This is a genomic window from Rhizobium sp. RU33A (assembly GCF_900156055.1).
Taxonomy (GTDB): Bacteria; Pseudomonadota; Alphaproteobacteria; order Rhizobiales; family Rhizobiaceae; genus Allorhizobium.
The window spans coordinates 228,517-241,131 of sequence record NZ_FTMQ01000002.1 but is presented as its reverse complement, the minus strand read 5'-3'; the positions used below and the strand labels follow the sequence as shown (position 1 = coordinate 241,131).

The following is a 12,615-nucleotide window of genomic DNA, read 5'->3' as shown; positions in this document are numbered from 1 at the left end:
CGCGGACCCGGTCACAAGACCGGATCCGCGCAGATGTGGATGGATCAGTCGGCGTACTGGCCGGCAGCTTCGATGACCGGCTTCCAACGGGCGATTTCGCCTTCGAGCTTGGCCTTGAGGGCCGCGGAAGTCACATCGCTGTCCGGCGAAGGTGCGGTGCCGAGTTCAGCGAAGCGGGCGACGACGTTCTCGTCCTTGAGGGCCTTCTTGAGCGAGGCGTTGAGCTTCTCGATCGCTTCAGCCGGCGTACCCTTAGGCGTGTAGACGCCGTGCCAGATGCCAACCTGGAAGTCGTTGAGGCCACCTTCGGCAGCAGTGGGGACATCCGGGAGAACCGAAAGACGCTCGGCCGAGGTCACCGCGTAAGCCTTGATCGTGCCGCCCTGGATCTGCTTCGTCGTGTTGGTGGTCTGGTCGCACATGATGTCGACCTGGCCGCCGAGCAGATCCGTCATCGCCGGACCGGTGCCCTTGTAGGGAACGGTGACGACCGGTGTCTCGATCTGGCTCATGAACAGCATGCCACAGAGATGCGAGGCTGCACCGATGCCGGCATTGGCCACGGTGACCGTGTCCTTGTTGGCCTTCACATAGTCGACGAGACCCTTGAGATCGGTCGGCTCGAAGTCCTTGCGGGCAACGATGGTCATCGGAACATCGGTGACGAGACCGACATAGTCGAAGGCGTTCAGCGGATCATAGGCGAGTTTGCGATAAAGGCTCGCGCTGGTCGCCATGCCGATGTGGTGAAGAAGAATGGTGTAGCCATCCGGCTCCGCGCTCGCGACACGACCTGCACCCAGCGTGCCACCGGCGCCGCCGACATTCTCGACCAGGACCTGCTGGCCGAGATCCTTGGACATGGATTCAGCAACGAGACGCGCGACGGTATCCGTCGGACCACCCGCCGCAAACGGGACCACCATGGTGATCGAACGCTCGGGATAGGTCTGGGCTGATGCAGATGCTGCGATGAAGGTTGCCGCAATGGCAGTCGCGCTGAAGAGCGACTTGAAGAAAGTCATGATATCCTCCCGGTTCAATTGATCCTGCCGGTTCGGCTCCTCCCGCCCGGCATTGGATGGCCTGATCTTCTTCAGGCGCGACCGCGTCACAATCGCCCGGTCACTTCTGCAGCAAGCTTTTGTGAGCTATCGCGCCGCAACATGGGTGGGTTTCCGCCCAAGCGGCGCTAAGGATGTGTGGGATTCCACCCATTTCCTGAGGAGGTAGCGGTAGCGCGCGCGCCTAGTCCCTGCCATCAAAGGCCAGGCTCTTGTCGAGCCCGTGCTTCTGCATCTTCTCGTAAAGCGTCTTGCGGGAGATTCCGAGCTGTTCGTAGACCGGCCGAAGTGATCCGCCATGGGCCGTGATGGCATTGGCGATCAGCTGTTTCTCATAGGCCGCCACCTTGTCCGCCAGGCGCGTATTCGCCGTTTCAAGTGCCGCCGCACTGTCGAGCCCGGTTTCCAGCCCGAGCACCAGCCGATCGGCCGCATTCCGCAACTCGCGCACATTGCCCGGCCAGTCGCGCTCCGCGATCTCGGATAGGATCTCCGGCTCCACCTCCATGTCATCGCGGCCATAGCGTGCAGACGCTTCACGCACGAGATGCAGAAAGAGCAGCGGAATGTCGGCCCGCCGCTGCGCAAGCGAGGGCACGCGGAGTGTCACGACATTCAGCCGGTAGAAGAGATCCGCTCGGAAGCGCCCGGCTGCCACCTCCCTTTCGAGATCGACCTTGCTGGTGGCCAGGAAGCGGACGTCGAGCGGCACCGTCTCGTTCGAACCGAGCCGGGTGATGGTACGCTCCTGCAGCACGCGCAAGAACTTTGCCTGCAGGTCAAAGGGCATGGAACCGATTTCATCGAGCAGGATCGTCCCCCCGCGGCCATGTTCGAACTTGCCGTAACGCGCACGGATCGCGCCCGGAAAGGCACCGGCTTCGTGGCCAAAGAGCTCGCTTTCGATCAGCGTCTCCGGAAGCGAAGCACAGTTGATGGCGAGAAAGGGGGCTTTCGCCCGGGCGCTTATATCGTGCAGGCTGCGTGCCACGACCTCCTTGCCCGCACCGGTCTCGCCAATGATCAGCGCATCCGCCTCCGTCGCACCGATCGCTCTCACCCGGTAACGCAGGTCGACCATGACAGGAGTGCGCCCCGGAAGCCGCGTCTCGATATCGTCGCGCTTGCCCGCGACCGCCCTCAAGCGCCGGTTCTCGAGCACGAGGGACCGGCGGTCGAGCGCATGTCGGACGACACCGGCGAGCGCCTGGCTGGCAAACGGCTTCTCGATGAAGTCATAGGCCCCTTCACGCATCGCCTTGACGGCGAGCTGCACCTCGCCGTGGCCCGTCACCAGAATGACGGGGATTTCGTGATCCAGTTCCCGGATGCGGTGGAGGAGCGTCATTCCGTCCATGCCCGGCATACGGATATCACTGACAACCACGCCATCGAAGCCGAAGCCAACCCGCGAAAGGATCTCGTCGCCTGAGGCAAAGGCCTTGACCTGCAGACCATGCAGTTCCAGCGCCTGACTGGTGGAGAAGCGCAGCTCCTCCTCGTCATCGACGAGCAACACCAGACCTGAATTCATTCCGCCGCCTCGTGCAGTGCTTCCGCTTCCAGGAGATCGATCCGGAACAGGGCGCCGCCACCCTCACGCTCCCGAACCGTCAGGCTTCCGCCGAAATCCTTGATGATATTGTAGGAAATCGAAAGGCCGAGCCCAAGGCCCTTGCCGACACCCTTTGTGGTGAAGAACGGATCAAAGATGCGCTCCATGATCGCCGGCGGCACACCCGGTCCCCGATCGACGATCTCGATCACCACGCGCCCATTCTCCTGGCGCGCCGAAAGTTCTATCGCGCGATCATCGAGCCCTTCGACCGCGTCGCAGGCATTGGTCAGGATATTGACGAGCACCTGTTGCAGGCGAACGGATCCACCCTGGACAGGTGGGAGCCCCGGCTCGAAGTTCAATGCAAGCGTCGCATCCGCCGTACCGAGGCGCGCGGAGACGATTTCGAGTGTCTCTTCCACCACCTCCTCGATCGAGATGGCGCTGAGCTTCTCGTTCGGCTTGCGCGCAAAGTTCCGCAGGTGCCTTGAGATAGAAGCCATCCGGTCGATGAGATTGGAAATACGTCCCAGATTGTCCCGCGCCTCGGAGATCCGGTCGCGATCGATCAGCATGGTCGCGCTGTCGGCATAGGTCTTGGCGGCGGCAAGCGGCTGGTTGAATTCGTGTGAAAGGGCAGCCGACATCTGACCGAGACCTGCAAGCTTGCCGGCCTGAATGAGGTCGGCCTGCGTCTGGCGGAGCTGCAGGTTGACGCGGGCGAGATCGGCGGTGCGCTCCTCGACCCGCCGCTCCAGTTCAGCCTGCGCCTCGATCTGCATATGCATGCGCTCCTGCAGCCGGGCACGGCGCTGGATGACGACAGCAAGCCCCAGTCCAAACAGGCAGAGGAAGAGTAGAATGGCGACCAGCATGGTCCGCGCCTGGGCATGGATGGTGCCGGTGTCGAAGAGGACCTTCACTGTCCAGTCGGCGTCCGGCATGTATTGTTCGAGAACAAGATACTCACGAGATCCGGCTCCCTGGCTGACGGTCATCAACACATGATCATCAAGCGCACTGCGTTTGATCGGCAACTCCCGCAAAACGGCATCGGAATAGCGCCGCGAAGCGGTCGTCCGTTCCAGTCTCTCCGGCGTGAGCGGCAGCACCGAGGCATAGAGCCATTCGGGATTTCCGGTCATGAAAATGATCCCCTCGGGATCATGCACGAGGATTTTGTACTCCCCACCCCGCCAGGATGTTTCGATGCCCTCGATGTCGACCTTGAAAGCGATGACGCCACGGACCGTCCCATCCACCGTGATCGGCGCTGAGAAATAGTAGCCGCGCTTGGCCGAGGTCGTGCCGAGTGCGTAGAAACGCGCCTGCTTGCCGGCGGCTGCTTCGAAGAAATAGGGACGGTAGATGAAGTTCTCGCCGACAAAGCTCGCCGCACCGTCGAAATTGCTCGCGGCAATCGTATTGCCGTCCATCGTCATCACATAGATGTCGGAGGATTCGAGCAGCGTGTTGATTTCCTTGAGATAGAGATTGGCCGCCTGCCGGAGTGCCGGATTGCCAGGATCAAGGATGAGTTCCTTCATGTCCTCGTGGTCGGCGATCAGCGCCGGCAAGGTCTCATAGCGGCTGAGATGGCCTGAGAGCGCCGAAGTCGCCAGACGCAAGGCGCTGTTGGCCTGCAGCGAAGCCTCCGCCATGACGTTGAGCGTGAGGAGCCGGTTGCCGATGGTGGCGAGCGCAAGGCTTGCAGCAATGAGGATCAGCACGAGCGCGAGGATCATGCGCCGTGCCACGGCCAGTCGTCGCGCAGGTGGTATCGTTGCTGTCGTCACGGGCTGTCTCCTCACGGCGCAAGGATAGCGAGCTGACTGTCGCTTTCCAAGCCGGCTTGCGAACACGCCTCGGCTCACGAAAAAGCCGCCGGGCCTTTGCGGGTCCGGCGGCTCCAAACATGGCAGGGCTTTGCGGCAATCAGGCCGCGCGGCTGTGGGAATGCGCGGACGGACGACGACCTTCCGGTGCGAGCTTGAACTGGTTGACGAGCTGCATCAATGCATCTGCCTCGTCGGCCAGCTGGCGCGTTGCAGCATTGGTCTCTTCGACCATGGCAGCATTGCGCTGGGTCATCTGGTCCATCTCGTTGACGGAGGAGTTGACCTCCGCCAGCCCGTTCGACTGATCACGGCTCGCCATGGCGATGACCGAGACGCGGTCGGCAACCGTGATGATATTGGCCGAGATCTCGGCGAGCACTGCACCAGTCTGCTGCACCAGCTTGGATCCGGCCGAGACTTCCGTGCTCGACTTATGAATAAGGTCCTTGATCTGCTGCGCTGCACCCGCCGAACGCTGGGCAAGCTCGCGGACTTCCTGGGCGACGACGGCGAAGCCCTTGCCGGCCTCGCCCGCACGTGCCGCTTCGATGCCGGCGTTAAGTGCCAGCAGGTTCGTCTGGAAGGCGATCTCGTCGATCACGTCGATGATCTGGACGATCTGGCCCGAGGCATCTTCAATCCGGCCCATGGCGTCGATGGCATTTCCGACAACCGTCGACGATGTGTCCGCACGGCCCTTGGTATCAGCGACGATGTTGTTCACTTCCTCGGCCCGCTCCGCAGACGACTTGACGGTCACCGTGATCTCGTCGACGGCAGCGGCCGTTTCTTCGAGCGAAGCCGCCTGCTGCTCGGTGCGCTTGGCGAGTTGGTCGGCTGCACTGCTCATCTCGGCGGCGTTGCGCTGGATCATGCAGGTATTCGAGCGGATCTGCGTCATCGTATCCTGCAGGTGCTCGAGCGACTGGTTGAAATCATTGCGCAACTGCTCGAGACGGCCGTGGAACGGCGTATCGATGGTTTCGGAGATATCGCCCTTGGCGAGACGGCCGAGACCGGTGGCCAGCGCATTGACGGCGAAGTCGATCTGGCGATCGATCTCCTGCTTTTCGAGATCGTTGCGGCGGCGTTCCTCCTCCGCCTGAGCGCGTTCGGCTTCGCTGCGGCTTTCGATTTCGATCTTCGAGAGTGCGTTCTGCTTGAAGACGCCGAGCGCACGCGCCATTTCGCCGATCTCGTCAACACGGGCTTCGCCGTTGATTTTAGTATCGAGAACACCTTCGGCCAGGCGACGCATGGCGCCAGTGATCTGGCCGATCGGCCCCTTGAAGGTCATGACAAGCCCGATGCCGGCGAAGATTGAGATCAGGATGCCGAGCGCCGTTGCGCTGATGGAAATCGAGTTGGCTTCCTGACGTTCCTGCCCAGCCGAAACCTTCTGCATTTCGGCGAAGGTCGTGAGTTGCTGCCAGATGATGTTGAGGTCAGCGGCCGCCTCTTCGAAGCTTGCCTTCCGTTCCTGGCTCACCTTTACGAGTTCAGCACTCGCGCCAATCATCGTATCGACAGCGGGGCCGAGATCCTTCTTCACTTGCATCAGGATCGGCTGATCCGCAGCGGTCTTGTCCAGTGCGCCAAGGAACTTTTTCACCGCGTTGAACTGCTGCTCCAGCAGCATGCGGTTCTGCTCGGTCGGCTCCAGCAGGAAACGGGCCATCATGATCTGCACGGCGTAGCCGGCGGCCATGACCTGCCGCCCGTCTTCGATGACGGCCTGGGCCTTGGCAAGCGGTGCATCGAGTTCGCCGAACTTGATCGTCGCTTCCTTCATCTTCTGCTGTGCTGCGAGGCCGAGATAGGCATTGAGTTGCGTGAAATTGCGCAGCTGACCGGTCATGCTTTTGAGCGCATCCTCGGACCTATCATTGCTGGCAAGCGCTGCCTTCAGGTCACCGCCGATCTTTTCCAGCGTCTTGGCGGCCGACAGGTTCGCCTTCGGCAGCACCTCCGCCAGCACCTGCTGGCGGGCAAGGATTTCATCGATGCGCTCCCCGATGACAGCGAATTTCTCATCCGGTGTCTTGGCCTTGGCAAAAGCGGAATTGGTTTCGGTGAGGAAAGTGCCGGTGCTGCGAATGCTTTCGGCGTCGCGCAGCATGGTCTTGGCTGCAGCGTCATCCGCCTGGACGGCGCGCTCCATGGTAGCCATGGCGGCCGTGACGCGTCCCTGAGCGACGACCACCTGCTTGCCTCCCCGCTGAAGGGTCTCGACAAGGGCGGTCTCGGACGCGTGGAGCCTCCAGAGATCGTCGATATGGACAAAGACCTGATCGATCAGCTTGCCGGCCTCTTCCAGTTCACCACGACCGTCGGCGTCGGGAGCCAACTGCGCAAGCGTGCTGTCCAGATCGCGTCGCTGCTGCTCGAGGCGACTGGTCAGGTCGGCCTTGGCCTCTTCGGTCGTATTGGCGAGAAAGCTGCTCATGGAGGCGGAGACGTCGCGGAAACCGCTCAAAGACTGAAGCACGCTGTTCGAGATTTCGATGCGGCCCTGCAGCAGTCCCGATGCATAGAGCCCGGTAAAGCCGACGGCGGAAATGCTGATGACGAAAGGCAGAATGAAAATCAGCACCTTCGTCTGGATGTTAAAGCGCGACAATATACGGTCAATGAACACGGTCTTGGTCTCCTCCGACATCGGCGACGAGCAAAGTTCGCTGTCGTCGAAGTCCATGTCTGAATCGGAGGGAGCATGGGCAAGGAAGACTAATATGAGTTTAATAAGACCGCTCAGATTGGCGCATCGGCAGTGCTGGAGACCGATCCGAACGAACGGTCGACCCACAACCTAAAATAGAAATTAAGCACAGAATCAGGGCACGCGAGATGGACGATCCCGCATGCCCAAGTTAACCTCTCCTCGCGAATGGGAGGAGTGTGTCAGCGCATATCCTCAATGGCGACCGCATCGACATCGGTATAGTCGACATTATCGCCGGCCATGGCCCAGATGAACGAATAATTCGCCGTGCCGGCCCCGGAATGGACCGACCAGCCGGGCGATAGAACGGCTTCCTCGTTCTTCATGATGATGTGGCGTGTCTCGTCCGGTTCACCGAACAGGTGAAAGACACGGGATTTTTCCGCCATGTCGAAATAGAGATAGACCTCCATGCGCCGGTCATGAATGTGGCAGGGCATGGTGTTCCAGACCGACCCCTTGGCAAGGCTTGTCATACCGACCACCAACTGGCAGGTTTTCACGCCTTCGGGGTGAACGAACTGGAAGATCGAGCGTTCGTTGCTGGTTTCCTGCGCGCCGAGATCGAGCCGCTTGGCGTCACCGATACCGATGTGACGGGCCGGATGGCGGGTATGTGCCGGAGCACTGAGCAGGTAGAACTTTGCAGGCTCATCGGCCGCGACAGAGGCGAAACTGACTTGGGATCCCATACCGGCATACACCATGTCCCGGGTGCCGGCTTCGAACCGTTCTCCGTCAACCGTCACGACGCCTGCCCCGCCGATATTGACCGCAATCATCTCACGACGCGCGAGCAGCTCTGGTGTACCGGCCGGCTTGATCGTTTCGAGCGACAGCTCCGAGGCGAGCGGCACGACCCCGCCGACGATCATGCGATCGTAGTTCGTATAGTGCAGCTGGATGCGGCCCGGCACGAAGAGCGGCGGCAGCAAAAAATTCGAACGCAATTCATCCGTGCCGAAACCGGCAGCGGTCAACGGATCGATGGCGAAGCGATTGGTAAAATCGGTGTGCGACATCATTCCTCCCATACATGTTATGTCAACTCATCATACATGTTGCGCATCGCGCGGCAAGAAATAAAATCTTTCAGCTGAGGACCTGTAACCGCGGACTGTGCGCGCGCCATGTGCAAGTCATAAGACAGGTTCTCAGCCACGCGGCAATGGATAGGCCACCTGACCATCCTCCTCACCCCTCGGAAACGCGCCTTCCCGATTACGCCGCTCGGCTTCCCTGTATCCCTGCGGACTGATGCCGATGTAGCGCTTGAACATGCGGGAGAAGTAATAGGCGTCCGCATAGCCGGAGAGAGCGGCCGCCCGCTTCACCGTGCATCCACCGGCCAGCAACCCCATGGCGCGTTCCATGCGCTTGAACTCCTGGAACTTGTCCATGGTCCAGCCGACGCGCTTGCGGAATTCGCGCTTGAAATAATCCGGATTGTAAGGTGCTGCCGCAAGAACCTGGGCGGTGATCGCCTCGTTCAGCGGATCGGCGGCAATCTGGCTGGCGGCGACCATGATCGCCAGCGACAGCTGGTCGGGATTGGCGACCGTCCCGACCGACTGCTCGCGCCAACCGATGAAGGCCTGTTCGATATATTCGATCAGCAGGAACATGAAGACATGGTGCTGCTGCAGGCTCGTCGAATAGGGCGGCGCCGTGTCGCGAAAATGCCGAACCACCTTCTCCAGCATGTCCCAACGCGCGAACTTCACCGACAAGGCGAGATCCATTTGTGCGATCAGGTCGAGGCGACCGAAGAGATCCAGCGTGAAATGCTGCGCAATCCCGGTATAGGGCTCGACCGAAGCCGACCGCCCGACGAACCGCATATCGGCCGGCAAAAGCATCGCCGAACCTGGCTCCATCTCCACCGTCTTCCCCTCGACTTCATAGATCCCGCGACCGCTCAGACAGATCACGAGATCATGCACCCGGTTCGATTTGTCGATCGACCAGGTCTGCGAATGCTGCATGCGGATGGTCGAACGTGTCAGGTTGAGCGCCAGCGCCTGCATCGGAATGCCGCTGAGTACGCTACCTTCAGTTTCGTCCATCATTTTTCCCCTCTTTGTCGATTTCCGCGCGAGACGTCTGAAGAGATATTAGACACAGGACCGGTCGCCTTGGGAAGGCCGGGGAGGATATCAGGAGGAGGAGGGTAGACAGCGAGACAGGCCACGGAGGTGGGCCGGTCGAGGCATCGTCCACCCTGCATATTGCGATGCAGAAAACGGAATACACGCGCCCGGTCACCATCGCCTATGTCGGCGGTGGCTCGCTCAACTGGGCGACAAAGCTGATGGGCGACCTCGCCCAGGATGGAACGGTGCCGGCGACAGTCCGGCTCTATGACCTCGACCATGCCGCCGCCGAGCGCAACGCCCGCATTGGCACCCGCTATGCCGCCCGCAGCGAGGCCGGGGCGCCCGTCACCTATACGGCGGAACGCACGCTAGAAGCCGCCCTCACCGGTGCAGACATCGTCATCATCTCGATCCTGCCGGGCTCCTTCGAGGACATGGCGAACGACATTGCGATCCCCGAGCGCCATGGCATCCGCCAATCGGTCGGCGACACAGTCGGCCCCGGCGGCTTCATCCGTGCCATGCGGGCGATCCCGATGATCGCAGAAATCGGCCGTGCCATCGCCAACCACTGCCCTGAGGCTTACGTCTGCAATCTGACAAACCCGATGTCCGTGCTAACGGGTACGCTCTACGCGGTCTTTCCGGAGATCCGTGCCTGGGGGTCCTGCCACGAGGTCATCAAGACCCGCAAGATCATAGCCTATCTTGCCAACCGCCGCGCCGGCGACGTGCTCTACGGCTACCGCGATGCCAAGGTGAACGTGCTCGGCATCAATCACTTCACCTTCGTTGATCGGGCTGCGGTCGGCGGTATCGACATGATGCCGGCCTATCTCGATTTCGCGAGAGAGCATCATGCGACCGGCTGGCGGGAATCGCCGCTGGATCCTGCAAACGAACACGATCGCTACTTCACCGACAGCTTCCGCGTGAAGTTCGATCTCTCGCTTCGCTTCGGCATAGCGGCAGCTGCCGGCGACCGCCATCTCGTCGAGTTCCTGCCCCAGTCGTGGTATCTCGATGATCACGCCGCATGGAAATTCGGCCTGACCCCGGTGGAGTTCCGCATGCGCGAGCGAAAGGAAAAGGTCGATTATGCCGATGCTCTGGACAAGGGTGCCGACCTGCCGCCAGCCCGCGCCTCGGATGAAGCCATCGTCGAGCAGATCAAGGCTCTGATGGGCGGCCCCGAGCATGTGAGCAACGTCAACCTGCCGACCCGGGGGCAACTCGCCGGCTTCGCAGAGGGCACGATCGTCGAAACCAACGCCCGCTTCAGTGCACTCGGCATCCAGCCCATTACGGCTGGACGATTACCGCAGGCACTCGAGCTGCTCGCCCGCCCCCATGCCGACCGGCAAACCGCGCTTGTCGAGGCGGTCCTGGCTGACGATCTCGACGCGCTCTTGCCGCTCTTTGTCTCGGATCCGCTCGTCGCCACCCTGTCCCAGGAAAAGGCGACCCGCCTCTTCCGCGAAATGGTCGCGGCCACCCAGCATCGTCTGCCTGAAACCTTGGCCAAAGCCGGAGGTGCGGCATGAGCGGAGACAGCCGTTATCTCGGGCTCTTCTATCTGGCACCCTACATCATCGGGTTGCTGATCTTCACGGCGCTGCCCTTCGTCATCTCGCTCTATCTGAGCTTCACCGACTACAATCTGATGAGCGCGCCGATCTTTACCGGCCTGGACAACTATATCAGGCTCTTCACCAGCGATCGTACCTTCATCAAGTCGCTCAGCGTCACCCTGTTCTATGTCTTCGTCACGGTGCCGCTGGAGCTGTGTTTTGCGCTCTTCATTGCGGTGATCCTGAATTACAAGCTGAAATTCATCAATCTCTACCGCACGGCCTTTTACGTGCCCTCGATCCTTGGTGGCTCGATCGCCATTGCCGTCCTGTGGCGCTACATGTTCGCCGATGTCGGCCTAATCAACATGGGTCTCGCAACAATCGGCATCGAACCCATCAACTGGTTCGGCGACCCGACCAATGCCATGTTCACGATCACCCTGCTGCGTGTGTGGCAGTTCGGCTCGGCCATGGTGATCTTCCTTGCGGCACTTCAAAGCATCGACAAGAGCCTCTACGAGGCGGCCGCAATAGATGGTGCCGGCAAATGGAAGAGCTTCGTCCACATCACGCTGCCGCTGATCACGCCTGTCATCTTCTTCAACCTGATCATGCAGATGGTTCAGGCCTTCCAGGAGTTCAACGGCCCCTACATCATCACGCAGGGCGGCCCGCTGAAAGCCACCTATTTCCTGCCGATCTACATTTATGACGAGGCCTTCCTGCGCTTCGACATGGGCTATGCCTCGGCCATCGCCTGGGTGCTCTTCCTCATCATCATGGCGCTCACCCTTATTGCCTTCTGGTCCTCGCGCCACTGGGTCTACTACGCCGGCGACAAGCGGAGCTGATCATGACAGACCACGCCCTCCACCACGTGACCGCAGACATCGACGAAGTCGACAAAATCAATCGCCGCGATCTGCGCCGACAGAAGCTGACAACCGTGTTCCGCTATGCCCTTTTGACACTGGTCGGCCTCATCATGCTCTATCCGCTGGTCTGGCTGATCGGCGCTTCGTTCAAGACCAATTCGGAGATTTTCGCCAATCCCGGCTTCTGGCCAGAAAACCCGACGGCGGACGGTTATATCAGGGGCTGGCAGACCTCGACGCCCTACACCTTCGGCACTTTCTTCCTGAACACGCTCTGGATCGTGCTGCCGAAGATCATCGGCACGGCGATCTCCTGCACCGCTGTCGCCTATGGCTTTGCCCGCTTCGATTTTCCGTTCAAGAAGCTGCTTTTCGCAACCCTGATCGCGACGCTGCTCCTGCCGAATGTCGTCACTCGCATTCCGCAATACCTGCTGTTCCGCGATCTCGGCTGGCTCGATACCTATCTGCCGCTCTGGGTCCCCTCGGCCTTTGCCGGCGACGCCTTCTTCGTCTTCATGCTGGTGCAGTTCCTGCGGGCCATTCCGCGTGACATGGAGGAAGCAGCGCGCGTGGATGGTGCTAATACCTGGCAGGTCCTCGTCTTCATCGTCATTCCGCTGCTGATGCCAGCCCTGATTTCGGTCTGCCTCTTCCAGTTCATGTGGACGATGAACGATTTCTTGGGACCGCTGATCTACATTTCATCGGTCGACAAGTTCCCCGTCTCACTGGCGCTGAAGCTCTCGATCGACACGACGGAGGCCTTCGAGTGGAACCGGGTGCTGGCAATGTCGGTGCTGACGCTTCTACCGGCCCTCACCGTCTTCTTCATCGCCCAGAAATACTTCATCGACGGCATCTCTGCCGGCGGCATCAAGGGATAAG

9 protein-coding genes are annotated in these 12,615 nt (G+C 60.7%); 3 read left to right on the top strand and 6 right to left on the bottom strand.

Annotation, left to right across the window (positions count from 1 at the left end; translation table 11 throughout):
* Positions 1 to 44 precede the first annotated feature (44 nt).
* The 6 genes from BW978_RS07105 to BW978_RS07080 form a co-directional block, all read right to left on the bottom strand.
* On the bottom strand, positions 45 to 1,025 hold the full coding sequence (locus tag BW978_RS07105; protein WP_076393621.1) for a tripartite tricarboxylate transporter substrate binding protein BugD: 981 nt from the start codon (positions 1,023 to 1,025) through the stop codon (positions 45 to 47).
* 223 nt (positions 1,026 to 1,248) lie between these two features.
* On the bottom strand, positions 1,249 to 2,598 hold the full coding sequence (locus tag BW978_RS07100) for a sigma-54-dependent transcriptional regulator (protein ID WP_076393619.1): 1,350 nt from the start codon (positions 2,596 to 2,598) through the stop codon (positions 1,249 to 1,251).
* Positions 2,595 to 4,367 (bottom strand): ATP-binding protein, encoded by a 1,773-nt coding sequence (locus tag BW978_RS07095; RefSeq protein WP_139330432.1) that lies wholly within the window; start codon positions 4,365 to 4,367, stop codon positions 2,595 to 2,597. The genes BW978_RS07100 and BW978_RS07095 overlap by 4 nt, the downstream gene beginning before the upstream one ends.
* A gap of 190 nt (positions 4,368 to 4,557) precedes the next feature.
* The gene (locus tag BW978_RS07090) at positions 4,558 to 7,098 is read right to left on the bottom strand and encodes a methyl-accepting chemotaxis protein (protein ID WP_076394874.1); all 2,541 of its coding nucleotides are present in this window, start codon (positions 7,096 to 7,098) and stop codon (positions 4,558 to 4,560) included.
* Positions 7,099 to 7,361: 263 nt separating this feature from the next.
* Positions 7,362 to 8,204, bottom strand: coding sequence for a 5-dehydro-4-deoxy-D-glucuronate isomerase (gene kduI, locus BW978_RS07085; protein WP_076393617.1), 843 nt, complete (start codon positions 8,202 to 8,204; stop codon positions 7,362 to 7,364).
* Between the two features lie 132 nt (positions 8,205 to 8,336).
* A complete protein-coding gene (locus tag BW978_RS07080) occupies positions 8,337 to 9,251 on the bottom strand; it encodes an AraC family transcriptional regulator (protein WP_244551913.1) in 915 nt (304 codons plus the stop codon).
* Between the two features lie 164 nt (positions 9,252 to 9,415).
* On the opposite strand from BW978_RS07080, the gene BW978_RS07075 reads away from it, so the two are divergent.
* The 3 genes from BW978_RS07075 to BW978_RS07065 all read left to right on the top strand — a co-directional run bounded on the left by BW978_RS07075 (position 9,416) and on the right by BW978_RS07065 (position 12,614).
* A complete protein-coding gene (locus BW978_RS07075; protein WP_076393615.1) occupies positions 9,416 to 10,822 on the top strand; it encodes a family 4 glycosyl hydrolase in 1,407 nt (468 codons plus the stop codon).
* Positions 10,819 to 11,703, top strand: coding sequence for a carbohydrate ABC transporter permease (locus BW978_RS07070; protein ID WP_076393613.1), 885 nt, complete (start codon positions 10,819 to 10,821; stop codon positions 11,701 to 11,703). Before BW978_RS07075 ends, BW978_RS07070 begins: the two co-directional genes overlap by 4 nt.
* Before the next feature lie 134 nt (positions 11,704 to 11,837).
* Complete coding sequence (locus BW978_RS07065) at positions 11,838 to 12,614, top strand: carbohydrate ABC transporter permease (protein ID WP_348529161.1); 777 nt, start codon at positions 11,838 to 11,840, stop codon at positions 12,612 to 12,614.
* The last annotated feature ends 1 nt before the right edge of the window (position 12,615 follow it).

What these genes read in the sequence shown, in the direction of transcription:
- BW978_RS07080 (WP_244551913.1), bottom strand. Translation starts at nt 9,251, where the DNA reads ATGATGGACGAAACTGAAGGTAGCGTACTCAGCGGCATTCCGATGCAG.
- BW978_RS07095 (WP_139330432.1), bottom strand. Translation starts at nt 4,367, where the DNA reads ATGATCCTCGCGCTCGTGCTGATCCTCATTGCTGCAAGCCTTGCGCTC.
- BW978_RS07065 (WP_348529161.1), top strand. Translation starts at nt 11,838, where the DNA reads ATGCTCTATCCGCTGGTCTGGCTGATCGGCGCTTCGTTCAAGACCAAT.
- BW978_RS07070 (WP_076393613.1), top strand. Translation starts at nt 10,819, where the DNA reads ATGAGCGGAGACAGCCGTTATCTCGGGCTCTTCTATCTGGCACCCTAC.
- kduI (WP_076393617.1), bottom strand. Translation starts at nt 8,204, where the DNA reads ATGTCGCACACCGATTTTACCAATCGCTTCGCCATCGATCCGTTGACC.
- BW978_RS07100 (WP_076393619.1), bottom strand. Translation starts at nt 2,598, where the DNA reads ATGAATTCAGGTCTGGTGTTGCTCGTCGATGACGAGGAGGAGCTGCGC.
- BW978_RS07075 (WP_076393615.1), top strand. Translation starts at nt 9,416, where the DNA reads ATGCAGAAAACGGAATACACGCGCCCGGTCACCATCGCCTATGTCGGC.
- BW978_RS07105 (WP_076393621.1), bottom strand. Translation starts at nt 1,025, where the DNA reads ATGACTTTCTTCAAGTCGCTCTTCAGCGCGACTGCCATTGCGGCAACC.